29 protein-coding genes, 2 tRNA genes and 1 riboswitch are annotated in these 26,053 nt (G+C 42.3%); of the genes, 2 read left to right on the forward strand and 29 right to left on the reverse strand.

Annotation, left to right across the window (positions count from 1 at the left end):
- Positions 1-316: 316 nt before the first annotated feature.
- The 13 genes from DXB43_RS12345 to DXB43_RS12405 form a co-directional block, all read right to left on the reverse strand.
- Positions 317-406 (reverse strand) — tRNA-Ser (locus tag DXB43_RS12345).
- Positions 407-435: 29 nt separating this feature from the next.
- Positions 436-521 (reverse strand) — tRNA-Ser (locus tag DXB43_RS12350).
- Between the two features lie 147 nt (positions 522-668).
- On the reverse strand, positions 669-1,382 hold the full coding sequence (gene ispD / locus DXB43_RS12355; RefSeq protein WP_117698926.1) for a 2-C-methyl-D-erythritol 4-phosphate cytidylyltransferase: 714 nt from the start codon (positions 1,380-1,382) through the stop codon (positions 669-671).
- Positions 1,382-2,413 (reverse strand): tRNA (adenosine(37)-N6)-threonylcarbamoyltransferase complex transferase subunit TsaD, encoded by a 1,032-nt coding sequence (tsaD, locus tag DXB43_RS12360; RefSeq protein WP_022243534.1) that lies wholly within the window; start codon positions 2,411-2,413, stop codon positions 1,382-1,384. Before tsaD ends, ispD begins: the two co-directional genes overlap by 1 nt.
- Positions 2,400-2,996, reverse strand: a complete 597-nt coding sequence (locus tag DXB43_RS12365; RefSeq protein WP_117842246.1) for a DUF6715 family protein — start codon at positions 2,994-2,996, stop codon at positions 2,400-2,402. The genes tsaD and DXB43_RS12365 overlap by 14 nt, the downstream gene beginning before the upstream one ends.
- Before the next feature lie 2 nt (positions 2,997-2,998).
- Positions 2,999-3,910, reverse strand: coding sequence for a ribonuclease Z (locus tag DXB43_RS12370; protein WP_022243536.1), 912 nt, complete (start codon positions 3,908-3,910; stop codon positions 2,999-3,001).
- A 17-nt stretch (positions 3,911-3,927) separates the two neighbouring features.
- Positions 3,928-4,122 (reverse strand): hypothetical protein, encoded by a 195-nt coding sequence (locus DXB43_RS12375; protein ID WP_117698929.1) that lies wholly within the window; start codon positions 4,120-4,122, stop codon positions 3,928-3,930.
- A 72-nt stretch (positions 4,123-4,194) separates the two neighbouring features.
- Positions 4,195-4,629 carry a ribosomal protein S18-alanine N-acetyltransferase gene (gene rimI / locus DXB43_RS12380; RefSeq protein ID WP_117947709.1) on the reverse strand — a complete coding sequence of 145 codons (435 nt, stop codon included), beginning with the start codon at positions 4,627-4,629 and terminating at the stop codon, positions 4,195-4,197.
- A complete protein-coding gene (tsaB, locus tag DXB43_RS12385; protein WP_022243539.1) occupies positions 4,616-5,323 on the reverse strand; it encodes a tRNA (adenosine(37)-N6)-threonylcarbamoyltransferase complex dimerization subunit type 1 TsaB in 708 nt (235 codons plus the stop codon). The genes rimI and tsaB overlap by 14 nt, the downstream gene beginning before the upstream one ends.
- On the reverse strand, positions 5,320-5,751 hold the full coding sequence (tsaE, locus tag DXB43_RS12390; RefSeq protein ID WP_022243540.1) for a tRNA (adenosine(37)-N6)-threonylcarbamoyltransferase complex ATPase subunit type 1 TsaE: 432 nt from the start codon (positions 5,749-5,751) through the stop codon (positions 5,320-5,322). The genes tsaB and tsaE overlap by 4 nt, the downstream gene beginning before the upstream one ends.
- A gap of 12 nt (positions 5,752-5,763) precedes the next feature.
- Entirely contained in the window at positions 5,764-6,267 is a 504-nt protein-coding gene (locus tag DXB43_RS12395) for a YcxB family protein (protein WP_117947710.1), read from the reverse strand.
- A gap of 98 nt (positions 6,268-6,365) precedes the next feature.
- Positions 6,366-7,010: an ECF transporter S component gene (locus DXB43_RS12400; RefSeq protein ID WP_022243542.1), complete on the reverse strand. Its 645-nt coding sequence runs from the start codon at positions 7,008-7,010 to the stop codon at positions 6,366-6,368.
- 119 nt (positions 7,011-7,129) lie between these two features.
- A riboswitch (FMN riboswitch) is annotated at positions 7,130-7,278 on the reverse strand.
- A 76-nt stretch (positions 7,279-7,354) separates the two neighbouring features.
- Positions 7,355-9,496 (reverse strand): Tex family protein, encoded by a 2,142-nt coding sequence (locus DXB43_RS12405; protein WP_117947711.1) that lies wholly within the window; start codon positions 9,494-9,496, stop codon positions 7,355-7,357.
- A gap of 142 nt (positions 9,497-9,638) precedes the next feature.
- Between DXB43_RS12405 and DXB43_RS12410 the strand changes: the two genes are divergently transcribed.
- Complete coding sequence (locus DXB43_RS12410) at positions 9,639-10,061, forward strand: DUF4190 domain-containing protein (RefSeq protein WP_022243544.1); 423 nt, start codon at positions 9,639-9,641, stop codon at positions 10,059-10,061.
- Between the two features lie 65 nt (positions 10,062-10,126).
- Here the strand turns inward: DXB43_RS12410 and DXB43_RS12415 are convergent, their stop codons facing one another.
- Both DXB43_RS12415 and DXB43_RS12420 read right to left on the reverse strand, forming a co-directional pair.
- Complete coding sequence (locus DXB43_RS12415) at positions 10,127-10,948, reverse strand: DUF975 family protein (protein ID WP_117698933.1); 822 nt, start codon at positions 10,946-10,948, stop codon at positions 10,127-10,129.
- 18 nt (positions 10,949-10,966) lie between these two features.
- On the reverse strand, positions 10,967-11,437 hold the full coding sequence (locus DXB43_RS12420) for a hypothetical protein (RefSeq protein WP_242995117.1): 471 nt from the start codon (positions 11,435-11,437) through the stop codon (positions 10,967-10,969).
- Between the two features lie 154 nt (positions 11,438-11,591).
- Between DXB43_RS12420 and DXB43_RS12425 the strand changes: the two genes are divergently transcribed.
- Positions 11,592-12,044: a DUF2752 domain-containing protein gene (locus tag DXB43_RS12425; RefSeq protein ID WP_117947712.1), complete on the forward strand. Its 453-nt coding sequence runs from the start codon at positions 11,592-11,594 to the stop codon at positions 12,042-12,044.
- 88 nt (positions 12,045-12,132) lie between these two features.
- On the opposite strand, the gene glpK is transcribed toward DXB43_RS12425, so the two are convergent.
- The 14 genes from glpK to ftsE form a co-directional block, all read right to left on the reverse strand.
- The gene (gene glpK / locus DXB43_RS12430; RefSeq protein WP_117947713.1) at positions 12,133-13,647 is read right to left on the reverse strand and encodes a glycerol kinase GlpK; all 1,515 of its coding nucleotides are present in this window, start codon (positions 13,645-13,647) and stop codon (positions 12,133-12,135) included.
- Between the two features lie 69 nt (positions 13,648-13,716).
- Positions 13,717-14,916, reverse strand: a complete 1,200-nt coding sequence (locus tag DXB43_RS12435) for a homoserine dehydrogenase (protein WP_117947714.1) — start codon at positions 14,914-14,916, stop codon at positions 13,717-13,719.
- 7 nt (positions 14,917-14,923) lie between these two features.
- A complete protein-coding gene (locus tag DXB43_RS12440) occupies positions 14,924-15,367 on the reverse strand; it encodes an ACT domain-containing protein (protein WP_117947715.1) in 444 nt (147 codons plus the stop codon).
- Positions 15,368-15,551: 184 nt separating this feature from the next.
- Positions 15,552-16,376, reverse strand: a complete 825-nt coding sequence (locus DXB43_RS12445; RefSeq protein WP_117696730.1) for a TPM domain-containing protein — start codon at positions 16,374-16,376, stop codon at positions 15,552-15,554.
- Positions 16,370-17,464, reverse strand: coding sequence for a TFIIB-type zinc ribbon-containing protein (locus DXB43_RS12450; RefSeq protein WP_117947716.1), 1,095 nt, complete (start codon positions 17,462-17,464; stop codon positions 16,370-16,372). Before DXB43_RS12450 ends, DXB43_RS12445 begins: the two co-directional genes overlap by 7 nt.
- Before the next feature lie 18 nt (positions 17,465-17,482).
- Complete coding sequence (locus tag DXB43_RS12455) at positions 17,483-18,820, reverse strand: SPFH domain-containing protein (RefSeq protein WP_117947717.1); 1,338 nt, start codon at positions 18,818-18,820, stop codon at positions 17,483-17,485.
- Between the two features lie 36 nt (positions 18,821-18,856).
- The gene (locus DXB43_RS12460; protein WP_117696722.1) at positions 18,857-19,615 is read right to left on the reverse strand and encodes a TIM44-like domain-containing protein; all 759 of its coding nucleotides are present in this window, start codon (positions 19,613-19,615) and stop codon (positions 18,857-18,859) included.
- A 1-nt stretch (position 19,616) separates the two neighbouring features.
- A protein-coding gene (gene prfB, locus DXB43_RS12465) for a peptide chain release factor 2 (protein ID WP_117696719.1) occupies positions 19,617-20,745 on the reverse strand; the annotation gives its coding sequence in 2 pieces (ribosomal slippage) (positions 19,617-20,669 and positions 20,671-20,745; 1,128 coding nt in all).
- A gap of 243 nt (positions 20,746-20,988) precedes the next feature.
- Positions 20,989-21,690: a DNA alkylation repair protein gene (locus tag DXB43_RS12470; protein ID WP_117947718.1), complete on the reverse strand. Its 702-nt coding sequence runs from the start codon at positions 21,688-21,690 to the stop codon at positions 20,989-20,991.
- Complete coding sequence (locus DXB43_RS15165) at positions 21,683-21,847, reverse strand: hypothetical protein (RefSeq protein WP_022243557.1); 165 nt, start codon at positions 21,845-21,847, stop codon at positions 21,683-21,685. Before DXB43_RS15165 ends, DXB43_RS12470 begins: the two co-directional genes overlap by 8 nt.
- Positions 21,847-23,145 carry a S41 family peptidase gene (locus DXB43_RS12475; RefSeq protein ID WP_117947719.1) on the reverse strand — a complete coding sequence of 433 codons (1,299 nt, stop codon included), beginning with the start codon at positions 23,143-23,145 and terminating at the stop codon, positions 21,847-21,849. Before DXB43_RS12475 ends, DXB43_RS15165 begins: the two co-directional genes overlap by 1 nt.
- Positions 23,146-23,161: 16 nt before the next feature.
- Positions 23,162-24,379 carry a murein hydrolase activator EnvC family protein gene (locus DXB43_RS12480; RefSeq protein ID WP_117947720.1) on the reverse strand — a complete coding sequence of 406 codons (1,218 nt, stop codon included), beginning with the start codon at positions 24,377-24,379 and terminating at the stop codon, positions 23,162-23,164.
- A gap of 79 nt (positions 24,380-24,458) precedes the next feature.
- A complete protein-coding gene (gene ftsX, locus DXB43_RS12485) occupies positions 24,459-25,364 on the reverse strand; it encodes a permease-like cell division protein FtsX (protein ID WP_117842235.1) in 906 nt (301 codons plus the stop codon).
- Complete coding sequence (gene ftsE / locus DXB43_RS12490) at positions 25,354-26,037, reverse strand: cell division ATP-binding protein FtsE (protein ID WP_022243561.1); 684 nt, start codon at positions 26,035-26,037, stop codon at positions 25,354-25,356. Before ftsE ends, ftsX begins: the two co-directional genes overlap by 11 nt.
- Between the last annotated feature and the right edge of the window lie 16 nt (positions 26,038-26,053).

Raw genomic sequence — 26,053 nt, forward strand, 5'->3', positions numbered from 1 at the left:
AGAAATCTAGCTTGGCTAAATATCCTAAAGTTTACTGTTTTAGGTCGCATTCTTCTATTGAATAGAGATGCTGTCCTGAATGATTTTGTAATCTTTTGATTACGTTTTCTCAAAATCTTTCAAGGTTATTTCACTGTTCAGTTATCAAGGTTCTTGACCAGTTTTGTGAGCTCTTTTGCTTTGCTCTCACCGGTCAGCTTGTTTATATTATCACAGGACTCTTTCTTTGTCAACAACTTTTTTTACTTTTTTTGACTTATTTTTTACAGTCGTAAAATCCATTGTCGAACGTCCGCATAATCATCTCACAAGCGAGCGGAGAAGGAGGGATTTGAACCCTCGCGCCGCTGTTAACGACCTGCACCCTTTCCAGGGGTGTCCCTTCGGCCAGCTTGGGTACTTCTCCGAATCAGTTTCCAATTATTAAGTTGGAAGCGGAGAGAGTGGGATTCGAACCCACGCGCCCTTGCGGACAAACGGTTTTCAAGACCGCCTCGTTATGACCACTTCGATATCTCTCCATATTGATACGCTTCAAATCAGCGCAAAAATGATTCTATCATCAAATAGATAGCATGTCAACAATTATTTTCATTTTTTCAAAATCATTTTTCAAAATTTCAAAACATATTCATTTGATTTTCCATTGGTGCCGGATGGTTCATTTTCTATGAACATACACCCTTACCAGGATTTCCTGCATTCAGCATAAACTCCGCCATTTCCAAATCTTCCGGTGTTGTAATCTTAAAATTGCGATAGCTCCCATCTATTACATATACCGGAACTTTTCCATACGCCTCCACTACCATTGCATCATCTGTAACATCTTCTCTTCCATCCGCTATCATCTTCTGATAAGAATCATAAATCAGGGAATAGGAAAATGCCTGCGGTGTCTGTACCGTATAAAGGTTTTTTCTTGGTGGGGTATCCTCTACTTTTCCATTTTCATCTACCTTTTTTATGGTATCCTTCACCGGCACAGCTGCAATACATGCATGTTTTTTCTGCACTTCATCCATTGTATGTCGGATGACTTCCTGCCCTATAAACGGGCGTGCCCCATCATGAATCAGTACATAATCCGTATGTTCACACGCACTTAAGCCCTGAAAAACAGAGTGGTAACGTTCCTTACCACCCTTTACTATCTTCGTTACTTTATGCAATTTATATTTTTCTACAATTTCTTTCCGGCAGTATTCCTCTTCTCCTTCACCGGTTACCAGTACGATTTCATCTACCGGGCTTTCTTCAAATGCCTTAAGGGTATAATAAATCACCGGCCTCCCACAAAGAAGCAGATACTGCTTATGGACAGAGCTTCCCATGCGGCTTCCTTTTCCCGCAGAAAGCACGATTGCTGTATACTTTGCCATTAACGTTCTCCTAATTTTAAGTTTGGTACTGCATTCAAATCAAGTCCGGAACGGATTCCCGCCCGGTAATCATAATATGCTGCTGCACCTATCATTGCTGCATTATCGGTACAGAGAATCGGCGACGGATGATAAAATGCCACATTTCTCTTCCGGCACTCTTCTTCCATTGCTCCTCTTAAGGTTCCATTAGAAGCCACTCCTCCCGCAATAGCAAATTTATCAATCTGATATTTTTCAATGGCATGCATGGCATTTCCCACCAGCACATCAATAACCGCTTTCTGGAAAGATGCTGCAATATCCGCCTGCACAATCTCAATACCTTTCATTTTACAGCTGTTCAGATGGTTTAAAACAGCAGACTTTAAACCACTGAAGCTGAAGTCATACTCCCCATCTGCAATCTTCGGTCTTGGGAATTCCACAGCATGAGGATTTCCTTCATGTGCTACTTTTTCAATCTTTGGTCCACCCGGATAGCCTAATCCGATTGCTCTCGCCACTTTATCAAAGGCTTCACCTGCTGCATCATCCCTGGTTCTTCCAAGTATCTCATATTTTCCATAATCCAGTACTTTTACCAGATGTGTATGACCGCCGGATACTACAAGACATAAAAATGGTGGCTCTAACTCTTTATTTTCAATATAATTTGCGCTGATGTGTCCCTCAATATGATGCACACCTACCAGTGGAATATTTCTTGCATAACTGATTGCTTTCGCTTCTGCCACACCAACCAAGAGGGCACCCACTAATCCCGGTCCATAAGTTACACCGATTGCGTCTATATCTGCCCAGTCTGCCTGCGCTTCCTGCATTGCTTCTGTTATTACCTGATTAATTTTCTCAATATGTTTACGGGATGCAATTTCCGGAACCACACCTCCATATAAGGTATGTAATGCAATCTGGGATGAAATGATATTCGATCTCACATCCCTTCCATTTACTACAACTGCCGCCGCAGTCTCATCGCAGGAACTTTCTATTGCAAGAATTGCAATATCTCCTTTATTTTTCTGCATCACCATTGTCTCCTTCCAGTGCCACAAATCCTAATATTTTCCAGTCCCCATTCTCATCCTTACGCAGCACATATTCCTGGTTAGCCCGGTTATATGCCTTGGTAGAGCGCAGGAAATAAGATGCCGTCACATAGGCACAATCACTTCCATCTACTTTCTTATAAGCCACTTCATCTGTATCGCAGACAGATGCTGTTGCTATAATCTTACTTTCTGCTTTATAAGCCGCAATGTCATTCTGCATCTGGGTTGAAAATGTATCCTGCGGATTGTTTTCCAATAACTCTTCATCCATCAGTGCACGCATCTTCTCCAACAGCTTCTGGTACTGCTCATCATCATAAGTTTCATTATAAAGGCAGAGCAGAATCCTATTATAATATTTGATTACAGCACGAGGTGACGCCGGATAATCCTTCTCTAAATTTTTACTTAAAACAGAGGTTATCTCATCTGTTTCTCCTGTTGTTTCCACACTTCTTGGTGAGCGGTTTGTCAGATAATAATAAAATCCGACCACAATTCCAATGCAAATCACACCTATAATAACTGTCTTAATTATGCCTGCTGTACGTTTCTTCATGTTTACGCCTCCTCAAAATCCAGTGTAACACTCTTTCCATCTTTGCCTAAATATGCATTCGGATATATCTTCCTTACAGCATCCATATAGTCTTCGCCCCTTACAAGGGACGGGCTGAAGTGGGTAAGCCACATTTCTTTCACCCCGGCATCCTTGGCAAGATGTGCTGCTTCATAAAAAGTCATATGTTTATATTGTTTCGCTTTTGCAAGTTTCTCTTTTTCTGCATACATACCTTCACAGATAAATAAATCGGAATCTTTGGCATTTTTTGCAATGCTCTCCGTCGGGCGGGTATCAGTACAATATGTCAGCTTGATGCCTTTTCTTGGCGGGCCTAATACCATTTCCGGCAGATAGGTCTTGTCCTCTTCTTCAATAATTTCACCTTTTTGCAGGCGGCTCCAGTATTTCTGCGGTATCTGCCGTTCTAACGCATGCTCCACTGAAAATCTTCCAGCCCTTGGAATCTCCAAGGTATAGCCGTAGCAGGTAACATTATGGTTCACCCGGAAAGCATGGATCGTATATCCCTTTAATTCTATAGTCTCTTCCGGTTCCGTCAGTTCTATAAATTTAATCTCAAAAGGCAGTTCCGGTGCAATCACACGCAGTGCATTTACCACACGTTCCAGTCCCTTTGGTCCAATCATCGTCAGCGGCTCAGTTCGTTCTGCATTTCCCATGGTAAGAAGAATTCCAGGCAGTCCGCTGATATGGTCCGCATGGTAATGTGTAAAGCACATAATATCCACCGGCTTAAAGCTCCAGCCTTTTTCTTTTACTGCAATCTGGGTTCCTTCGCCACAGTCAACCATCAGACTGCTGCCATTATATCTTGTCATCAGTGAAGTCAGCCAGCGATATGGCAATGGCATCATTCCACCGGTTCCTAATAAACAGACATCTAACATTCTATTTCCTCAGCTCTCTATACAATTTCTGTTACTTCTTCCATTAAAGGCGGTATCACAAACTGTTTTGTCCATTCATCAAAGCAGGACTCGCATACACGCAGTTTGCTTTTCACACCATCCTTAGTAGAAAAATAATTCCATTCTTTTTCTATATAAATATAATCCTGTTTTCGTTCTTCGATTTCTTTTCCACAACAATTGCAAACCATTTCGCATCCTCCGTCTCTTATCTTGTGGTTCTCTTTCATTATAGAACCATTCCAATAAATTTGCAGTGGAAATTACTGGACCCTGCTCATGATATATGCATCCTCTGAGGGCTTTTCATAAAAATTCTTTCGAGTTCCAAGTACAGAGAATCCAAGTTTCTGATACAGGCGAATAGCAGGCTCATTGGATACCCTTACCTCTAAAACATACCGGCTAATACCATGTTTTCTACCCTGCTGCATTAGTTCTGTTACTAGTTGTTCCCCATAACCTCTGTTTCTGCAGGCTTCACTTATTGCCACATTGGTAATCTCACCTTCATCTAATGCCATATACATTCCACAATATCCTAAGATGGAACCCGCTTCTTCTGCCACCAGAAAAATCACATGGTTCATGGCAAGAGCATCGCGAAATCCCTGCTCGCTCCATGGCTGTGAAAAGACTTTTGCCTCTATGGCTGCTACATCAAAAACATCTGCCTCTGACATTCTACGAATTTCCATGCTGTTCCATCCTCTCGCGTTCTGCCTGGGAAAGGCGCAGATATTCCGGTTTGTGTTCTTCTGCAGATTCTAATTTACCTGCTTTGTAATATTCTTCTCCTAAAGCTGCAACAGCTGCTGCACGCTGCTTATTCACATGTGCCGGTGCAAAGGAATATGGCACTTTACAGTTTTCTTCTATATAAGTGGTAAATACAGGGACACCATCTCCCAAAAATACAACCGGAGCATTGTTTTCATTTATCTTTGCTACAATCTCATCAATTCCCACAACGCACTGTGGGCACAATACCTGCATTTTTTCGTCTTCAAACTGATATAAACCAGTATAGGTCTGGTTTCTTCTTGCATCCATTAATGGACAGATAATATCTCTATGCCCATAGAGGTTGTATGCCAGTGCATCCACGGTCGGTACGGATATCAACGGCTTATCCAGTGCAAGTCCCAATCCTTTTGCTGTTGCAGAGCCAATCCGAAGTCCGGTAAATGAGCCCGGGCCCGCTGCAATTGCAATGGCATCTAATGTATCCAAATCCAGTTCTATCATTTTCGCAAGTTCATCTAACATTGGCAGCAAGGTCTGTGAATGTGTTTTCTTATAATTTACAGTAAATTCTCCCAACAGCACATCATCTTCTACTACTGCTACGCTGGCTACCAGTCCGGAGCTGTCCAATCCCAATATTTTCATCGTTCCACCTCTTCTATTGTTATCCTGCGATAATCAAATCCTTTTTCCAAATCTTTCTCTATTGTTATCTGCCGGTAATGATCCGGTAAAATTTCTTCAATCAGATTTGCCCATTCTATCATGGTCAGACCATTTCCATAAAAATAGTCCTCATAGCCGATTTCATCCATTTCCTCAATATCCGCAATCCGGTATACATCAAAATGATAAAATGGCATTCTTCCTTCTTCATACTCCTGTACAATAGTAAAAGTCGGACTGCAGATAGGTTCTGTTATCTCCAAACCCTTGGCTATTCCCTGGGTAAAAACGGTTTTTCCTACTCCCAAATCTCCGATTAATGTATACACTTCTCCCGGCTTTGCTTCCCGTCCAATCTGTTCGCCTAACTTTTCTGTTTCTTCTGCCGAAAACGTTTCATATACCATATACTTTTCTTCCTATCTCTTCTTCATACAATTCTGGTGCTTCTTCAAATTCTTATCTGCCAGTTCCTTCAACGCTGCATACTGTCCGCCTACAATTTCCATCGGCAGGATATATGCATTCACGCGGCTGCTGTAAATCAGAACATTATGCTTTGTTGACACCATTTTATAAATCTGTTTCCACTCCAGCAGGGCATTTTCTTCTCCCAGAGATACATGGACACCTTCATCATCCAACATATAATGCAGTGTACTTTTCAGTGCCTCTGACATGGAAATCTGTCTTGCCGCCCGCATTTTCAAGGTTAATGGAAAATAAAAAAGAAAGACAATGCCAAATATGATGTAAAGCACCGTATACATGGTATCTACCTTTCCATAGGTTCCCACTGCGGCTACAAATCCAAGCACCGCTGCCAAGATGGAAAAGATTCCGGTAAAACTGGTATATATATGATACATATTAAACCGGTACATATCGTTCGCTGTTATTTTTACATCAAATTCAATTGGCATTGTCTTTCCTCCTGCTTACTTTTCTGATTGAAGTATAGCATTATTTTCGGGAATAGACAAACTCTTTATCAATTTTGTGTCGGGCAAAAAAGGGACGTCTAATTTTTACGGCTGTTGGTTCCTTTGATGATTGGTGAAATATGTTTATAAATCAAAAATGTAATTCCAACACTAATCATACCTTTTAAGAAGGTGAATGGCATATTAAATACTACCAGACATTCCAATAAATTATCCATATGTCCGCCTACTGCAGAAGCGATTGCATTGTAAGCACCAATAATGGCATCTTCCGGCATAAATGCTGTATAGAACGGATATACCAGGAAATAGTTTGATACCACACTGAATACTGCCATGAAAAGTGCTCCTGCTAAAGAACCGATTAATGCACCTTTGCGGTTCTTCTTAAATTTGTAAATCAGTCCTGCCGGAAGCACGAACGCTACTCCAAGAATGAAATTGGACAGTTCTCCAACACCACTTGTGGTTGTAATAGTCAGATGAATCAGATTTTTAATCAGGCAGATTACAATTCCGCTGACCGGTCCCATGGAAAATGCTCCAATCAATGCCGGAAGTTCTGAAATATCCAGTTTGATGAAGTTTGGCATAAACGGAACTGCAAAATCAAGGAACATCAGGATGAACGCAATGGCTGAAAGCATTGCTGTCATCGTCAGATATCTTGCATTTACACCTGTTTTTACGTTGCTGTTTGTTGTTACACTGTTTGTACTCATTTCTTTTACTCCTTTTTTCTTTACTTTTAGCTCTTGCAAGGGATGTCCGGAGTATTGGTGTACCATAAAAGCCCCGGATAAAACTATCCGGGGCACGCAAAATAATCACCTTAATGGTCACTTATCTTCTCCCATCCAGACTATACTGTCGGTTTTGGATTTTCACCAAATCAACTGCAATACTGCAGTTCACGGACTAATGTGTCATGCACAATCACCGTCGGTCGGGAATCTATGCTTCGCATATCACCCTGCCCCGAAGACTTCCTATTCAATTACTATGGGTTTATTGTAGAACTTCGCTTTTTCCTTGTCAATACCCAATTTTATCTGTTACCTTTTATTTACAGTTTCATGGTAAGCTGGATTCTCTGTTTCTTAAGGTCTACGCTCATTACTTTTACTTCTACAATATCTCCCACGCTGACCACTTCCAGCGGATGTTTGATATAGCGTTCGCTCATCTGGGAAATGTGTACCAGTCCATCCTGATGTACTCCGATGTCCACAAAGGCACCGAAGTCAATGACATTACGGACGGTTCCTTTTAATACCATTCCCGGGGTCAAATCCTTCATTTCCAGTACGTCACTCCGCAGAATCGGCTTTGGCATATCTTCCCTCGGATCTCTTGCCGGCTTCTCCAGTTCCTTTACAATATCCCGTAAAGTAAGTTCTCCTACTTCCAATTCTGCTGCCAGTTTCTTATAATCTGAAATCTTCTTTGAAATCCCGGTTAATCCGCCACCGGTTATCTCTTCTTCTGAATATCCTAATTTTTCCAAAAGCTTTCTGGTTGCTTCATAACTTTCCGGATGCACGCCGGTTGCATCCAACGGATTCTTTCCACCGGTAATACGAAGAAAACCGGCACACTGTTCATATGCCTTCGGTCCTAATTTTGCCACTTTCAAAAGCTGGCTTCTGGATGCAAATTTTCCATTTTCTTCCCGGTATGCCACGATATTTTTCGCAATCACTTTGCTGATACCGGAAATGTATTCCAGCAGGGATACGGATGCGGTGTTTAAATCTACACCAACTTTATTTACGCAGTCTTCTACCACGCCGCCTAAGGCTTCACTTAATTTTTTCTGGTTCATGTCATGCTGATACTGACCGACTCCGATGGATTTCGGATCAATTTTAACCAGCTCTGCCAGCGGATCCTGCAACCGTCTTGCCATGGAAGTGGCACTTCTTTGTCCCACATCAAAGTTTGGGAATTCCTCTGTTGCAAGTTTACTTGCAGAATATACGGAAGCACCTGCTTCATTTACAATAATATACTGTACTTTTACCGGAATCTCTTTTAATAAATCTACAATAATCTGCTCCGACTCACGGGATGCTGTTCCATTTCCAAGAGAAATCAGTGTAATATGATACTTGGAAATCAGTTTCTTTAATACTACTTTTGCTTCCTCTACCTTATTCTGTGGTGCTGTCGGGTAAATAACTGTCGTATCCAATACTTTTCCGGTCGGATCTACCACTGCAAGCTTACATCCGGTACGGAATGCCGGATCCCAGCCAAGCACAACCTGTCCTGCAATTGGCGGTTGCATCAGAAGCTGCTCTAAGTTTTTTCCGAAAACTTTGATTGCTCCGTCTTCTGCCTTTTCCGTAAGGTCACTTCGAATCTCACGCTCGATTGCCGGTGCAATCAGACGCTTATAGCTGTCTTCGATTACTTCTTCCAAAACAGGTCTGGTTATGGCATTATCTTTGGTTATTACCTTTTTCTGTAAATACGGAATAATCTGTTCTTCCGGCACTTCTACTTTTACTGTCAGTATTTTCTCTGCCTCTCCACGGTTCAATGCCAGCGTACGATGTCCTGCCATTTTTGCAATCGGCTCATCAAAATCATAATACATTTCATAAACAGATTCTATTTCCGGATCTTTGGCAGCAGATACAATCCGACCATGTTTTACGGTAAGGTCACGGATGCGGATACGATAATCTGCTTCATCGGAAATATGCTCTGCAATAATATCCCTGGCACCTTCTAAGGCTTCCTCTGCAGTATGAACTTCTTTTTCTTCGTTGATATATTTTGCTGCTTCTTCTAAGATTGGAGTCTTAAGCATCTGAAGACTGATTACATTTGCCAGCGGCTCTAAGCCCTTCTCTTTGGCGATGGTTGCTCTGGTTCTGCGTTTCGGTCGGTATGGACGGTACAAATCATCTACGACTACCAGTGTCTGTGCTTCTTCTATCTGTTTCCACAGTTCGTCCGTCAGCTTGCCCTGTTCTTCAATGCTGGCAATGACCTGTTCTTTCTTCTCTTCCAAGTTTCTAAGATAAGTCAGCCGGTCAAATAAGTTACGTAATATTTCATCATTTAATGCGCCGGTTGCTTCTTTTCGATACCGGGCAATAAAAGGAATGGTATTTCCTTCATCAATTAACTGAATTGCTGCCTGTGCCTGATTTTTTCTGATTCCAAGTTCTTCGGCAATTTTTGCTGTTATGTCCATCTTGTATTTCCTTTCCTGTTGATGCGTTTGCGCTCATTATAGCACATCAGGCATTTCTACAAAAGGGAAGATTTTGGGTTTTATTGTTTTTTCCGGCAGAAAATGGTATACTAGATTTATTCACGATTTGAGGAGGTTTTTTATGGATTTTCAACAGCAGCCAAACGGCTATCAACCAAATCCCAATTATTCATATAATATGAACCAGGCACCACAACGTAATTACATGGACAAACGTTCCACCGGACTTGCCACCGCATCCATTGCTCTTGGCATTGTCTCCATTGTAACTTTCTGCTGCCTGTATGCAGCACTGCCTTGTGGGGCACTTGCCATTATTTTAGGACTTCTTTCCCGTGGCGGCGAGATGACTTTTTCCACCACCGGCAAAATCGGTATCGTCCTTGGAATTATCGGTCTTGTACTTACTATTGCACTTTATACTTTCGTCATTGTCATGATGTTTACCAACGCCGATTTCATCAACCAGATGTCCAATGGAAATACCGCTGATTATAACGAACTGATGCGGCAGTTTAATGAAATGAATCAGATGTACCAGTAAATATATGCAAAAGAAAAATGCCAGGAAACCAATTCTGATTTCCCGGCATTTTTCTTTTCTTATTTTTATACCGAAGCACTCCACGTACTGTACTGAGGATTCTGCTGTTTTGTTCCGTATGGGTCTGTCTGGTTTTCTGTCCGGTCTAATTCTCCTGTAATGTCACGATAGAATGTCACCTGTGTCTGCGTATAGTATGGTCCAATCCACAGGAAGCCGATTCCAAATGAAAGGAGGCCAAGGAAAGACCAGCCAAGGAAGCTTAACATGATATAGAAGTATCTTCCCTTGTTGCCCTGCATCAGTGCTTTACTTTCCCTCATTGCCTGCCGGATTCCTTTGGTATTATCCTCAAGCAATATCAAAAACAGCATGGAATATTTTAAGGAAAGAATAAATGCGATCACTTCTCCTCCAATTCCAAGTACACACATAGCTACTACATAGCCAATAAAAATCCCCTCTGTGATTTTCATGCTGCCGGAAATGGCAGTTACATACATTCCAACAGAGACTGCGATTGCCGGAAGCATCGGAATTAATACCACAACCATAAATAAAAGGTATGCCAGAATGTATTTATCCGGATGATGATTGAATCCATAGAACATATCGGTAAACTTATATGGCTGCTTTCTTCCCATTCGCAGGGCAATCTGGAGAATTCCTATATTTAAAACAACCCCCAGCAATGCCAGTACAAATGCTGCCACATAATAAATTGCCCACTCCATTTTTCCGGAATACGGAGTCAAATTCCAGGAAAAGAACATGGTCGGCAAAGTTACAATTAACTGCGATACTACCATGGCTCCCATTGGCAATCCATAATGTCCGGTAAGATTTTCTCTTGCAATACGTTTTATTTCTGCTGATTTTCTTTTCATCTATCTCATGCTCCTGTTTTATTTTCTTGTGTCGATTCTGGCTCCGGTCAGATCTGCCGCATCCTGGCTCTTCCGCTCCTGCTGATATGGGTTCGCTTCGTTCGGATACTTAATGGTGGTATTGGTCTCTCCGCCTGCCACATATACTCTTCCGCACTCCGGGCATACGCCGGTACGAAGTGTTACGCTTGCAGATACCACCTGACCATTTCCTTCTGCTGCTTTGGTATAAGCATTGGAAACATGTTCTGCCTCATGGGCTGCCACACGGATTCCCGCCGCCTCCGGAGAGATGTGGGAAGCTGATTTAAAAGAAACATTCTCGTTGGAACCATCCTGATATTTCCGGTTCTTACAGGTCTGGCATTCGCCTTTGCTGCCCTCTGCCACCCCGGTACTCTTCGCATCTGTGTCAGTTCCGACCCCATATGTATGATTGTACCCGGTATCATATCCTATATCTTTCGGATTCCATCCATCAATCTGCATAAATCACTCCTCCTTCCAAAGTCTGAAAAAAGTGCCTTTTTTTATTATACACATATCTTGGGTGAAACACAATAACTTTGACTTTCCCTTATGACAATTGTATACTACCAACAGATTCTATATTTTGTTTGAATACTGATTTGCGAGGGTTTATATGGAAAAGAAAAAAACGTCCACTGCTATGGACAACGGATTATATATCACCGGCTGGTGCATCATAGGCACACTTCTTCTGCTGGTGCTTTTTATAAAAGCAACGAATATCCAGCTTTCAAAATATCTTTTCCCCTGTGTGCTTCACAGCCTGACCGGACTTTACTGTCCCGGCTGCGGTGGCACCAGAGCGATAGCTTTTTTACTGCATGGGGATTTCCTGCACTCACTGGTTTATCATCCCTTTGTGCCATATGCCTTTGTGCTCTGCACCTGGTTTATGATTTCCCAGACTATTGAGCGGCTCTCTATGGGAAGGCTTCGTATTGGCATGCATTTCCGGGAAGTATTTCTTTGGATTGCACTGGCTATTATTATTATAAATTTCATTGTGAAAAATGCGGCTCTTCTATTCTTTCAGATTGATTTTATGCCGCTGACGCATATATCATAAGGTATTATATATCAAAACCTATAAGGAGCTGCCACCGGCAGCTTTTTCGAACGCTTAACGAGAAAAAAGAATGTGCCTTGGCACATTCTTACGCCTCTTCCTCTTCTTCTGTATCTTTTGCCCATCCAAAGGCATATTTTACTGCCTTCTTCCAGCCTTTTAATTTTTTCTGTCTCTCTTCCTCTTCCATCTGTGGATGGAATACCCTCTCTATCTGTTGGTTCTTTATCACATCTTCTTTGGTCTTCCAGTAGTCTACTGCAAGTCCTGCCAGATATGCTGCACCCTTTGCTGTTGTCTCTACACATGCCGGACGATTGACCGGTGCCTGTATCATGTCTGACTGGAACTGCATCAGGAAATTATTAGCACTGGCTCCTCCATCTACATTTAAGGAACGGATTTCGATTCCAGCATCCGCTTCCATGGCAGAGATAACTCCTTCCACCTGATAAGCAATAGATTCCAGAGTTGCCCGGATGATATGATTCTTATTGGTTCCTCTGGTAATTCCTACAATTGTTCCTCTTGCATACTGATCCCAATATGGTGCACCCAGTCCGGTAAATGCCGGAACCACATAACAGCCATGAGTTCCTTTTACTTTGGTCGCCATATACTCTGAATCCGATGCGGAGTCAATGAGACGCATACCATCACGCAGCCACTGGATTGCCGCACCTGCCACAAAGATAGAGCCTTCCAGTGCATAATTTACTTTGCCATCCAGCCCCCAGGCAATGGTGGTGACCAGTCCGTTTTCTGAAAATACCGGACGTTCTCCTGTATTCATCAAAAGGAAACAGCCTGTACCATATGTATTCTTCGCTTCTCCTTCGGAAAAGCAGGTCTGTCCGAACAAAGCTGCCTGCTGGTCTCCTGCTGCACCGGCAATCGGTATCGCACTTCCAAAATATGCCGGGTCTGTATAACCATAAACACAGCTTGATGGCATCGGCTTTGGCAGCATGCTCTCCGGAATATCAAGCTCTGCCAGAATATCTTTATCCCAGGTTAATGTGTTTATATTAAAAAGCATGGTTCTTGATGCATTGGAATAATCGGTTACATGTGCTTCCCCTTTCGTCAGTTTCCAGATCAGCCAGGTCTCTACCGTTCCAAAGAGCAGCTTTCCTTCTTCCGCTAATTTCCTTGCACCCTTCACATTATCTAAAATCCACTTAATTTTCGTTGCCGAAAAATAGGCATCAATAATCAATCCTGTTTTCTTACGATAGGAATCTTCCAACCCCTTTTTCTTTAACGCATCTGCAATATCAGCGGTCCGGCGGCACTGCCAGACTATCGCATTATAAATCGGTTCTCCGGTCTCTTTGTTCCATACAATTGCCGTCTCTCTCTGGTTGGTGATTCCAATGGCTGCAATATCTGCTGCCGTAGCACCAATCTTAGACATTGCCTCTACTGCTACCCCAAGCTGCGTCGACCATATCTCATTGGCATCATGTTCTACCCATCCTGGATTCGGAAACATCTGACGGAATTCTTTTTGTGCCATACTGCAGATTTCACCGGCTTCATTAAAGAGAATACACCGGTTGCTGGTGGTTCCGGCGTCTAACGCCATAATAAATTTTGACATAAAAATACCCTCCTGAAATTATATTTATACCCTTAGTACAATTATAATTTCCAGAAGGGTTTTTCGCAACTATTTTACACGAATCATCTGAAGAATATCAGCAAGTTTTGCTGCTTTCTCTTCATATGCTGCTTCTGTCATTTCTTCTGTTACAAATCCAAGTTCGCCGTTTACACCTTCTGCTGCAACAAACTCAACTGCTCCGAATGCATTCTTTACTGCTGTTTCGTCTGCTTTGGTACGGACAAAGAAACGGTTGGTTACCATCTTATAATCTGCAAGCTCTAATTTCTCCGGTCTCCATTCCATTGGAAGGTTGGTGTCTTTGAATTTTGCAATTTCAACCATATCAGCCACAACAGCACTGGCGGTTGGAAGTTTTCCTGCTCCACTTCCGTAGAACATTGCATCTCCTAATACATTACCATGTACAAAAATTGCATTAAATACATCATTCACCGGATACAGTGGATGCTCCTGTGGAAGCATACATGGAGATACCATTGCACAATAGCTTTCTCCTACTTTACGGCTGGTTGCCAGTAATTTAATGGCTTTACTCATTGCTTTTGCATATTTGATATCTGTTGCACTGATTTTGGTAATTCCTTCCGTATGAATGTCATTGAAGTCTACCTGTTGTCCGCATACTAAAGAAGTTAAGATTGCAATCTTACGGCATGCATCAAAGCCTTCTACATCGGCAGTCGGATCTTTCTCTGCATATCCTTTATCCTGTGCATCCTTTAATACATCTGCAAATTCAGAACCCTCTACGCTCATCTTGGTAAGCATATAGTTGGTCGTTCCATTTAAAATACCGGTAATCTCTTCAATTACATCTGCAGTCAGGCAGGAATTTAACGGGCGGATAATCGGGATTCCGCCTCCTACGCTGGCTTCAAACAGGAAATTCACATTTTTCTCTTTGGCAAGTGCAATCAGTTCTGCACCTTTCTCTGCTACTAATGCCTTATTTGAAGTTGTTACATGCTTTCCTGCCTCTAACATGGCACGGACAAAAGTATATGCCGGCTCTACACCGCCCATTGTCTCAACTACCATGCCAATTTCAGGGTCTTCTGCAATTACTTTGTAATCATGCACAATTTTATCCTGAATCGGGTCTCCCGGGAAATCCCGTAAATCCAGAACATATTTTACTTCGATTGCTTCGCCTGCACGTTTTGCAATGCTGTCATGATTAATGTTTAATACTTCTACTACTCCGGAACCAATTGTTCCATATCCCATTACTGCTGCTTTCATTGTTGTTTCACTCCCTGGCTAATATTTTCAGATAATGTATTCCAGCCTGTCCTTCAATCTTATCTACCATCTGTGACAAATCTCCTGTCTCCGGCAGAATATCAATACTCAGTGTCAGGGATGCAATCCCGTTTACCGGTATAGACTGGTGGATAGTTAATATGTTGGCATGAAACTCTGCCACAATATTCAAAACGGTTGATAATAATCCCGGCGTATCATCCAGCTGGATTACCATCGTAATTGTTCTCCCCTTCGCATTGTCGTGAAATGGAAAAATATCATCTTTATACTTATAAAATGAACTCCGGCTGATATCTACCTGCTCGGCTGCTTCCTGTACAGATGTTACGCGTCCGGATTCTAAAAGACGTTTCGCTTCCACTACTTTCAGCAATACCTCCGGTACAGCCTTCTCTTTCAACACAAAATACTTCGTATTCTCTGCCATATTCCCCTCCGACTGTTTGTGGTACAAATACAACTGTTCTCACCAGAAAGATGATAGCACATATACACAGCCATTACAAGTAAATTTCTCTTTTTTATACAAAAGTACCCATATGGAACCTTTTTCGGATTCCATATGGGTAAATTGACGAATTTTTATATTTGCTTTCCTTATCCGAAAGCTCTTAGAATTTACGGCTTCCGCCTCCGGTGCTTCGTCCTCCTGCTCCGGTATGTACTGTTGTTCTGCCTGAACTGCTTCCGCCTCCACCAGAAGATTCCCTCTGGATATGACGATGGGTTACTACCTGATTTACAAAGCGGTCAGTACGGTTTGTAAGATTTACATGGCTGTTCTTGTGGTAATCATATTTGTACTTATCAAAATGCAGGCGGTATTTTCCAATGGTGATTCCACAGAATGCACCACCGATACCTAATGCCACCAGTAAGGTAATCAGAATTTCAAACCAGGTCAGCGTATTTTTCTCGTAGTAATCATACTCCCCGGTTTCTTCATCGTAATTATACTGACCGGTTGGCACGCCCTGTCCATAATAATATTCTGCCTCATCAATCATTGCCTCCATGGCATCTGCATACTCTGCATCTCCCATATAATTGAAGCCTTCATCCAGAATACTTTCTACTCTTTCATCCGTATAATAACGGTTTGCTTCTCCAAAATGAACCACTGCGATTTCACGGTTATCCATGTCAATGACAAAAGCAACGCCATCCATGCCGGTGGCATACTGGTCAAAGGTATTCTCTCCATACTCCTGGGAAGTATACCCCTGCGCATCCTCTGTGGTAAATGCATAGATTTCCCAGCCGGTCTCACTGGAAAAATCGCCGATTTTTTCACTGATGGAATCTGCTTCACTCTGGGTAAAAAGCTCTGCGTCATCATAGACGAAGTCTGCCTTTGGCTCTGATGCCATAACAGGAACAACAAATAACATACTGCATAAAAGCAGTAACGGTACAATTATCTTTTTCTTTACCATATCAGCAGCCCTCCTAACAATCCAAGTACCAGCACTGCTGCTGATATGATTCCACTAACCAGAGTCAGTTTCTTATAATCTACCGGAAGTTCTCCACATACTTTTCCAGTCTGACCATTCATGGAATAGTAATACATCTTGCCATTATTGGCGCGATAGGTGATGGTCCAGATTGGAAGAAGCACATAATTCCAGTTCTCACTGCCATTAGAAAATCCGCAGTTATGCACCTTCACACCATCGTAGCCGGATACACTTTCCCGCAAGAGCCTGGTTGCATAATCCTTTGTCTCTCGTCTAGCTTCCTCTGCTACGCCTTCTTTTTCAATATCACGCTTCTCTGCCTGGAAGCCGGAAAGATACCCCATGGAGAAATCCTTCATCTTGTCAAACTGATATGGCAGTACACCCTCTACCAGCTCTTTGTTGGCTTTCTGTAATGCATTCAATTCCAGATTGGAAAGAGATACATCTCCGCCACGTTCTACTTCATAGAATTTAGTCTCGGTATATTCTTCATCCCCGGAACGCCATACCCGGACACGGGTTGCCTCTGCCGAAAGATTACCATTCATCCTGGTATCATAAATCCAGAATGGGAAGTATACACCAGATAATTTATCAATTTGTTTCTTATTGAAAAATGCCTTTGGAACAAACTTTTTCCTGCCTACATATTCCATAAAACGTTTTTCTGCTTCCTTACGGTCAATTGCAAACGGAATGACCTTATTCGGCATATAATTTCCGGATAATCTTCCGGAAAGCACTACCGGATTGTGGCAATAATAGCAGAAGGTTGCCGCTGTGGTTGCATCTGTTACAATCTGTGCGCCACAGCTTGGGCAGGTATAAATGACTGCTTCTTCCTCTGTCTTCTTCTCTTCCTGTGTTCCGTCTGTATTCTCAGAAGCCTGACTTCCATCCATGCTGCCGGCAGGCTTTTCCTGTTCCTCCGCCGGCTTCATGGCATCCAGTTCTTCCTGTGTAAATTTTGAACCACAATATTCGCATTTATATGCTCCGGAAGCAGGGTCAAAAATCAGTTCGCCATCACAATTCGGGCACTTAAAACTAATTACTGACATGCAGTGCTCCTTCCCCCATTATGGTCTCTGTTTTCCACAATTGCTGCAGAATTTTCCGGTATTTACAGTTCCACATTCGCAGGTCCAGTCTGCTGCCGGAGCCGGTTTTCCGCAGTTAGTACAGAATTTTCCGGTATTTACTGTTCCACACTCACAGGTCCAGTCTGTCTTTACTGCCGGTGCAGGAGCCGGTTTTCCACAGTTACAGCAGAATTTTCCGGTATTTGTTGTTCCGCATTCACAGGTCCACTCATTGCCTGCCGGTGCTGCTGCCTGCTGTGCCGGAGCTGCCTGTTGAGCCGGTGCTGCCTGCTGCACGCCTGCTACTCCGCCTGCCATCTGTGCTCCATTATTCATCTGCTGGTTCTGCTGCATGCCTGCTGTCATCTGATTTAAGCTGTCCATGCTGCTGTTGAATGCATTCATTCCCATTCCAACACCCATAAATCCGGTCATTGCACCTGCTGCATTAGAACCTGCATCACGGATACCTTCCGTAATATTTCCAACAGCAATACCACGCATTACATTCGGGTCACTACCCATCATTGCACCTTTGTTGCGCAGATTGATAAGGTTAGTGGATTCCTCGTCGTAAGAGATGCTTGCAATACCTACTGCCTGAATCTCCATACCACGCATCTGGTTCCATTCCTCATCAAGAGTTTCTGACATGTATTTACTCAGCTCGCGTCCCTTGGATGATACATAGGAAATGCGGACGCCATCTGCAGATAACTGATTGATGGATGTCTGTAATGCTTCTAAGAATTCAGAGATATACTGTTCATTGATATCTGTGATTTCTACCCTGTCTTTGTTTCTTGGAATTGCTTCTGCATAGAAACGAATCGGGTCTACAATCTTAATGGAATAAGTTCCGTGTGCACGCAGGAACAATTCTGCATTGTAGAAATTATCAAAATAGTTAATCGGATTTCTTGTTCCGAATTTGATTCCCTTGATTTCCTGAAGATTTATAAAGAATACCTTCTGTTTATCCGGTGTCTGACCACCAAATTTGATACGTGCGAAGGAATCTTTTAAAGTATCCTTTAACTGTCCGTTAAACAGGGATGGCAAAGAAGAATTATCTACTTTGTAATATCCCGGTTCTGCAGTATAGTCTACGATTTTTCCACCATCTACTAACATCATAAACTGATTATCATATACATGGATGATGGAACCATTAGATACGGTATCATCCGTTCCCTTTGTATTCTGTCCACGGCGAATCAACACACCTCTGGTAAAGACGGTCTGATCTCCCATATCATCCGGCTCGATTACCTCTAACCACTGATCTGCAAAACTTCCTCCAACTGCCTGTGCTACTGCTTTAATTAAACCCATAACAAACCTCCTGTTTTCTTATGTTATATATTTTCATTACACCTTTTGGTATGTAACTTCGTAAAAATGCTGCAGAGACCAAACCTGCATATTGATTGGTATTACTTCACTGCCACAGAACTCACAGTATTTCGCTCCAAGGGATGTAACCGGAGCACCGCAGTGCGGGCAGGTAAGTCCTACCCCTTTATCAGCACTGACTTTGCTCTCATCCTGGATATACATCAGTTCCATGTTGTACTTGGTCTGTTCTAACAAATCTTTTTTACCGGAAATCAGTTTTCCGTCTTTTTCTTTATAGTGAATATGCTCCACTGCACTCTGTAGTGTAATAATGCATTTTCCCTTTTGTTTTTCATATCTGGCAATCTCAGTCTGATGAACACGGATACGTTCATATACCTCATTTACACCTGCTGTCTGATTCTGCTCAATTCTTGCTGCCACTTCTTCTTTAAGTGCTTCCGACAGGCTCTCTGCCCTTCCTATACTATGTGCGGAAATTGCCATCAATGACAATTTCAATGCATCTTCTGCCTTATTTTTAAACTGCACCCAGTTAAATTCCGGGAAATCCCGCTGTATCTGTGGTTCTAATAATCTTGTCATTCCGGATACGGAACATGGTGTGACAGACAGTTCCTCTTCCTGTTTCTTCCAGCCTTCCACTAAAGAATCTGTTCCAAAGAGATCCTGTGAGAATTTTCTTACTTTATTTTTCACATAGAAAACCACGCCTGCTATCACTCCCACAATGACAAGAATAATGACCAGTGGTATGATTACTTTTTCCATCTTACTCTCCCATCTTCTCCGGACAGCCCAGTGACAGCCACTTTAAATATCCATTAATGAAAATATCAATATCTCCATCTAATACTGCATCTGTATTTCCCGTCTCTACGCCGGTTCTGGTATCCTTTACCATAGTATACGGCTGCAATACGTAGGAGCGTATCTGATTTCCCCAGCCAATTTCTGTGACTTCGCCACGGATATCTGCTGCTTTATCTGCATTTTCCTGCTGTTTCAATAAATACAGCTTGGATTTTAACATCTGCATTGCCTTGTCTTTATTCATGTGCTGGGAACGCTCATTCTGGCAGGTTACTACAATTCCCGTCGGAAAATGGGTAATCCGGATTGCTGAAGATGTCTTATTGATATGCTGTCCACCGGCTCCGCTGGAACGGTAGGTATCAATCCTTATATCTTCATCCTTTACTTCAATATCAATGTCTTCTTCTATATCCGGCATCACATCACATGATACAAAGGAGGTCTGACGCTTTCCTGCCGCATTAAACGGTGAAATCCGCACCAGACGGTGTACGCCTTTTTCTGATTTCAGATAACCGTAAGCATTTTCTCCGTTTACCTGAAAGGTAATGGATTTGATTCCTGCTTCATCTCCATCTAAGGAATCCAATACTTCAATGGCAAATCCTTTATCGGATGCCCATCTTGTATACATACGGTATAGCATGGATGCCCAGTCACAGGATTCTGTTCCGCCTGCTCCTGCATGTAAGGATACAATTGCATTGTCTTTATCATATTCTCCGGATAACAGGGTTTTAATCCGAATCTTTTCAAACGCTTCTTCATATTCCTTTATCTCTTCTTCGATTTCCGGAATCAGGGAAACATCATTCTCTTCATCTCCCATCGCAATCAGTGTTTCAATGTCGGAAAGTTTCTCTTCCAGCTGTGCACAGACTGCCACGTCATCCTTATAGCTTTTTAACTCTTTCATCTTCTGCTGGGACACTTCTGCATCATTCCAGAAATCTGGTGCTTCCATTTCCCTTTCCAGTTCTTCGATTTTCTTTGACTTATCTGCTAAGTCAAAGTGAATCCCTCACTTCCTGTAGTGGAGCCTTATAGGTTCCCAATTTGTATCGGTATGCGTCCAATTCAACCACAGTATCACCAACTTTCTTATATTCTTATGATTTTCTGTATAACAAAGAATGTGCCTTGGCACATTCTCGCGCCTGCGCGGTCGCTTGCGACATCTACCTTATACGCCGCAGTGCGCATCCCCGCGGAGCGTTTTTTCTTTGCAGGAAAGCAATTTCCTGTAAAGTAAGAAAAACCACTATAAACATTATAGTGGTTTCCCGGCTTCGAATCAATTATATTTTCCTTAATATTGGTTGAAAAGTCTATTTTTCTGCTTTCCGTTTCATTTTTAAGAGCATTTCCTTATCCTCTTTGGTCACGCGATAGGATTCCCTGATTTTCTGTATCGTCTTATTGTAAGTCCAGTCATCCAGATGATTTGTCCTGAGATAGGAAAGTGTTTTATCCCGGAACTTCACAAAACACACGGACAAATTCCAGGCTACTGCCATTTTCACATAATAGGCATCCTGATGAATCTTATCCATCTCTTCTAAGACAAGGTCAATATAGTCTTCCATAATAAAATGATCTAATAACATCACAACGCCAAACCGGATGAAAAATTCTTCGTCACTGCGAAGATAAGGCAGTAAATATTCTAAAACTGCCTCCGGCTCTTTTCTGGCAATTTTTAAACTTACACAGGTGCTGTCACATACCGACCAGTTCTTAATCTTTGGAAGAAAGGCATCAAGATACGGACGGATTCCTGTGAAATCACTTTTCACATAGCCTAAGGTCATGCCCTGTAACATGGTCTCTTCCATGGAATCATCCAATGCCTGTGAAAGGTAAGTCTGCCAGTCTCCTTTTGCTAATTCTTTTGCATAAGAACGAAGTAATGGCAGCCTTACTCCAAGCACATGTTTTTCCCCCGGAATCAATCCGGCGGAAAAGGTGCCAAAATCCGGTTCTGCCCATTCCATTAACTGCTGGCGAATCTTTTCATTTAATTTACTCATGATTTATCTCTGTTGTAATTTCTGTATTCTGTGCATTGTCATGCTCTTCCGCATCCTGATACATCCCCTTAAGTACGAGGATGGTAACTACCAAAAGAATTACTGCCACCACATAGCGAATGATAAGTTTTTTCTTCTCTTCGTTATTCATCTTCATTATTCTTCTCCGTTCAATACTTCAATGGCTTTTAATATCTGATTATCCTGCATCTCATCATAAGTACCCTCGGTATCTCCGGTGTACTCATATTCAATTTCAACATCCGGTGTAATTCCGGTTCCATGGATGTTATCACCGTTTGGTGTATAATATTTTGCTACCGTAAGCTTAATGGCACTGCCGTCCTTTAACTGCATGATATTCTGCACAATGCCTTTTCCAAAAGTTGTGGTTCCAATCAGTGTTCCATAATCAAAATCCCGGATGGCTCCTGCAAATATCTCGGATGCACTGGCGGAATTGCCATTGACTAATACTGCAATCGGCATATCAAGATAATGCTCTGCATCAGAAGTATAATCCTGACGGTTGCCATATTTATCTTCCGTATAAACAACGGTTCCTTCCGGAAGAATCATATCCAACATCTGCTGACAGGATACTACCATTCCGCCACCATTATCACGTAAATCAATAACCAGCTTCTCCATACCCTGACCCTGTAAATCTGTAATTGCATCCGAAAACTGGGTTGGTGTATTCTCTGCAAATTCAGATACCTGTATATATCCGATATTGTTTTCTAACATTTTATAAGCTACTGTTGGAATATCTACTTTGGCACGAGACACATCAAATTCCAGATTTTCTGATTCCCCTTCTCTTTCAATTACCAGATGAACGGTGGTTCCCTCTTCGCCACGGATGTTGGTTACCAATTCCGACAATTCCATAGAAGTGGCTTCAATATCATCTACCTTGACTATCTTATCGCCTTCTTTTAATCCTGCTTCCTGTGCCGGAGAATTATCATAAATATGGGTAACGGATACTTCCATGGTATTCTTATCCTGGGTAAGTCCTGCTCCGATTCCATAATAATTTGCATGGGTAGATATCATGATATCTTCATATTCTTCCGGGGTATAATACTCACTATATGGGTCTCCGATCCCCTCAAACAAGCCTTTATACATTCCGTTAATCAAGTCTTCCTGATCCACATCTTCATAATAATCTGCATTAATCTGGTCTGCCAGATTATCAAGCTTATTGATGACATCCTTTGAAAGCAGATCACCATCTGATGCTGCTACCGTCTGGCTGCCTCCTGTTACGCCTTTTCCACCAATTACCACAGTACCACTGTAAATACCAATCAATAATACAATCAGCAATACCGCCATGACCGAAGCAGCACCGGTAATCGCACCACGCCAGTAAGTTCTTTTCTTTTCCTTTATTTCCTGCCTGATTGCTTCTGCTGAATTTGTCTCTTCCCTTATTTCGTCCATCTTTCTTCCTCTTTTACTATTTACTCAGATAATTCCATGGGCTTACATAGCTTCCATTTAAGGATACGCCAAAATGTAAATGATTTCCAGTAGATATACCGGTACTTCCTACCTGGGCTATCGTCTGTCCCGCCGTGACTTTATCACCGGTGGATACCAAAAGTGCCGAAGCATGCCCATATACTGTATATAGCCCGCTGCCGTGGCTGATCATTACATAGTTGCCCATTCCATTATTATAGCCTGCATAGGAAACCGTTCCATCTGCCGCCGCCACAATACTCGCACCATAGCTTGCCCCAATATCCAGTCCCTTATGATTAGAGGATGCTCCCTGGGTCGGAGATAATCGCGTTCCGTAATCACTGGTTACCCTGGTACTGCTCGGACACGGCCATACAAAAGCCCCGCCACTGTATACATCTCCAGGAGTCGTATCCGGAGTAGTTCCATTTTCCTCTGCTTCCTGTCTTCGTTTCTCTTCTTCCGCTTTTTTTCTGGCTTCCTCTGCCTGAATCTGCGCAATAATTTCATTCTGTGCATCAATCTCTGCCTGTACTGCATCTGCATCCGACTGTGCCACCGTAATGTCACTCTTTACCTTATCCAGTTCGTCTTCCTTGGCATCCATCAGAGCCTGCACGGTCTGCTGCTGGGATTCTACCTGTGCCTTTAATTCTTCCAGCTCTGTATATTCCTGTTCTAACTGTTCCTCGGCATCTGCCACGGTCTGTACACTGTCATTGTACTGCTGCAGCATATCTCTATCATATTCTGAAATCTGCCGGATATATTCTGCCTGATTCAAAAATTCTGCCATACTGCCGGATTGAAAAAATGCTTCCAGATATGACATTTTTCCACTATTTTCATACATGAACTGAATCCTTTTGCTCATAGCTTCTGCCTGGCTTGCCACATCCGCCTGGGCATCCTCTAATTCGCTCTGGGTGTCTGTAATCTCGGCACTCTTTTCCTCTAACTGTGCCTGTGTATTGGTAATTTCAAGAGAAATGCTTGTAAGCTGCTGATCTAATTCCTTTACCTTCGTCTGAATATCAGCCTTGGAATCTTTCAGCCCATCAATGACACTTTGGGCCTCCTCTAACTGCTTCTCTAAATTTTCTTTTTCCTTCTGTGCATCAGACAGGCTGCTGGCAGATATCTCCATCACCGGAGAAAGTAACATCACAGCTGTCAGTATTGCGGTTGTTACTTTTCTTCGTATCTTCATCTTATTCTCATCACCTTTTATATATTCAAAACAGGGTATCCCCGTGACTGCCCCAGTACACAGGCGATACCCTTTGTCCTTATACTTTCAAATGCTTCTTAATAGTCAGCCGGCTGCCAACAAATCCAATTCCCACTCCCAACAGCAGTGAAATTGGAACCAGACTGTGAAACAGTTCTGCAACCGGAATAAAATTCATAATATTATCTAAAAAGCTGAATTTGTCCGCTACATATACTATAATCTTGCCATACATGAAGTAAAGCAGAATCAGTGGCAATGCAGAACCCAGAAGTCCAATCAGCACACCCTCTACTACAAATGGTGCCCGCACAAAAGAATCCGTAGCTCCAATCAGCTTCATAATCGCAATCTCTTCTCTTCGTACCGAGATGCCAACTGTAACGGTATTACTGATTAAGAAGATAGCAACCGCAAGCAGGATTAAGATAATGCCTCCGGAAACATACGCAATCAGTTTATTAAAATCAGACAATGTATTTGCCACCACTGCAGAATGATGCACTTCCCTTACGCCATCTAAGGACTCTAAATATGTAACCAGTGCATCCTGCATGGAAACATCTTTCATATAAATTTCATAACTGGCAGAATTAGCAAGTGGATTCTCCGCAAATCCCTCTGCAGCTTCTTCTGAGCCACCAAAATATGTCTCTTTACACCTTTCCCACGCTTCATCTGCGGAAATAAATTCATAGCTGGCAACTTCCACACGCTTACTAATTTTATTACCAATCTCATCTATCTGTTCCTGCGAGATTCCCTCATTAAAGAAAACAGATACTGCAACGCCTTCCTCTGCCTCTTTTACCATTGACTGGAAGTTTTCTACAATCGAATAGAAAAGTCCAAACAAAAAGATACAGGCACACATGGTCGCAATAGATGCTACTGAAAACATTTTGTTACGCCAGATATTCTTGATACCCTGTTTTATTGAATAAAAAAACGAACTAATCCTCATCGCTGCAATCACCTTTCTCGTCACTGATAATGACGCCTTTCTTCATTGTGATTACACGTTTCTTCATTGCCTTGACAATCTCAAGATTATGTGTAACAACGACTACTGTCGTTCCCTTCTGGTTAATCTCCTCTAAGAGCTTCATGATTTCCCATGCATTATGGTTATCAAGATTACCGGTCGGCTCATCTGCCAGAAGAATCTTCGGCTGATTTACCAGTGCTCTTGCAATGGCAACCCTCTGCTGTTCTCCACCGGACAACTGTTTTGGATAAGATTTATATTTGGCAGCCAGCCCTACCATAGATAACATGGTCGGTACACTGCTTCTTATGAGCCTTGCCGGAGTACCTATTACCTTCTGGGCAAATGCTACATTCTCATATACATTTCTGTCTTTTAAAAGGCGGAAATCCTGGAACACAACACCTACATTACGACGATATTTCGGTATCTGTTTTCTCCGGATTGCATTTAAATTACGGTTGTTAATCGTAATAACCCCTTTGGTCGGCTCTAATTCTTTTAACAATAATTTAATCAGTGTTGACTTTCCGGAGCCACTGTTTCCAACGATAAAAACAAATTCCCCTTCTTCTATATTAAGACTGATATCATTTAATGCCGGTATTCCTGCCGAATATGACTTGCTTACATGTTCAAGCTTAATCATGTGTTCCTCCTAAAAC

It is taken from the genome of Roseburia sp. OM04-10BH (assembly GCF_003462605.1).
Classification (GTDB): domain Bacteria; phylum Bacillota; class Clostridia; order Lachnospirales; family Lachnospiraceae; genus Roseburia_C; species Roseburia_C amylophila.

Excerpts from the sequence above, each read along its gene's own strand:
- ispD (WP_117698926.1), bottom strand. The coding sequence starts at position 1,382 with ATGGCAAAGTATACAGCAATCGTGCTTTCTGCGGGAAAAGGAAGCCGC.
- tsaD (WP_022243534.1), bottom strand. The coding sequence starts at position 2,413 with ATGCAGAAAAATAAAGGAGATATTGCAATTCTTGCAATAGAAAGTTCC.
- DXB43_RS12365 (WP_117842246.1), bottom strand. The coding sequence starts at position 2,996 with ATGAAGAAACGTACAGCAGGCATAATTAAGACAGTTATTATAGGTGTG.
- DXB43_RS12370 (WP_022243536.1), bottom strand. The coding sequence starts at position 3,910 with ATGTTAGATGTCTGTTTATTAGGAACCGGTGGAATGATGCCATTGCCA.
- DXB43_RS12375 (WP_117698929.1), bottom strand. The coding sequence starts at position 4,122 with ATGGTTTGCAATTGTTGTGGAAAAGAAATCGAAGAACGAAAACAGGAT.
- rimI (WP_117947709.1), bottom strand. The coding sequence starts at position 4,629 with ATGGAAATTCGTAGAATGTCAGAGGCAGATGTTTTTGATGTAGCAGCC.
- tsaB (WP_022243539.1), bottom strand. The coding sequence starts at position 5,323 with ATGAAAATATTGGGATTGGACAGCTCCGGACTGGTAGCCAGCGTAGCA.
- tsaE (WP_022243540.1), bottom strand. The coding sequence starts at position 5,751 with ATGGTATATGAAACGTTTTCGGCAGAAGAAACAGAAAAGTTAGGCGAA.
- DXB43_RS12395 (WP_117947710.1), bottom strand. The coding sequence starts at position 6,267 with ATGCCAATTGAATTTGATGTAAAAATAACAGCGAACGATATGTACCGG.
- DXB43_RS12400 (WP_022243542.1), bottom strand. The coding sequence starts at position 7,010 with ATGAGTACAAACAGTGTAACAACAAACAGCAACGTAAAAACAGGTGTA.
- DXB43_RS12405 (WP_117947711.1), bottom strand. The coding sequence starts at position 9,496 with ATGGACATAACAGCAAAAATTGCCGAAGAACTTGGAATCAGAAAAAAT.
- DXB43_RS12410 (WP_022243544.1), top strand. The coding sequence starts at position 9,639 with ATGGATTTTCAACAGCAGCCAAACGGCTATCAACCAAATCCCAATTAT.
- DXB43_RS12415 (WP_117698933.1), bottom strand. The coding sequence starts at position 10,948 with ATGAAAAGAAAATCAGCAGAAATAAAACGTATTGCAAGAGAAAATCTT.
- DXB43_RS12420 (WP_242995117.1), bottom strand. The coding sequence starts at position 11,437 with ATGCAGATTGATGGATGGAATCCGAAAGATATAGGATATGATACCGGG.
- DXB43_RS12425 (WP_117947712.1), top strand. The coding sequence starts at position 11,592 with ATGGAAAAGAAAAAAACGTCCACTGCTATGGACAACGGATTATATATC.
- glpK (WP_117947713.1), bottom strand. The coding sequence starts at position 13,647 with ATGTCAAAATTTATTATGGCGTTAGACGCCGGAACCACCAGCAACCGG.
- DXB43_RS12435 (WP_117947714.1), bottom strand. The coding sequence starts at position 14,916 with ATGAAAGCAGCAGTAATGGGATATGGAACAATTGGTTCCGGAGTAGTA.
- DXB43_RS12440 (WP_117947715.1), bottom strand. The coding sequence starts at position 15,367 with ATGGCAGAGAATACGAAGTATTTTGTGTTGAAAGAGAAGGCTGTACCG.
- DXB43_RS12445 (WP_117696730.1), bottom strand. The coding sequence starts at position 16,376 with ATGGTAAAGAAAAAGATAATTGTACCGTTACTGCTTTTATGCAGTATG.
- DXB43_RS12450 (WP_117947716.1), bottom strand. The coding sequence starts at position 17,464 with ATGTCAGTAATTAGTTTTAAGTGCCCGAATTGTGATGGCGAACTGATT.
- DXB43_RS12455 (WP_117947717.1), bottom strand. The coding sequence starts at position 18,820 with ATGGGTTTAATTAAAGCAGTAGCACAGGCAGTTGGAGGAAGTTTTGCA.
- DXB43_RS12460 (WP_117696722.1), bottom strand. The coding sequence starts at position 19,615 with ATGGAAAAAGTAATCATACCACTGGTCATTATTCTTGTCATTGTGGGA.
- DXB43_RS12470 (WP_117947718.1), bottom strand. The coding sequence starts at position 21,690 with ATGAGTAAATTAAATGAAAAGATTCGCCAGCAGTTAATGGAATGGGCA.
- DXB43_RS15165 (WP_022243557.1), bottom strand. The coding sequence starts at position 21,847 with ATGAAGATGAATAACGAAGAGAAGAAAAAACTTATCATTCGCTATGTG.
- DXB43_RS12475 (WP_117947719.1), bottom strand. The coding sequence starts at position 23,145 with ATGGACGAAATAAGGGAAGAGACAAATTCAGCAGAAGCAATCAGGCAG.
- DXB43_RS12480 (WP_117947720.1), bottom strand. The coding sequence starts at position 24,379 with ATGAAGATACGAAGAAAAGTAACAACCGCAATACTGACAGCTGTGATG.
- ftsX (WP_117842235.1), bottom strand. The coding sequence starts at position 25,364 with ATGAGGATTAGTTCGTTTTTTTATTCAATAAAACAGGGTATCAAGAAT.
- ftsE (WP_022243561.1), bottom strand. The coding sequence starts at position 26,037 with ATGATTAAGCTTGAACATGTAAGCAAGTCATATTCGGCAGGAATACCG.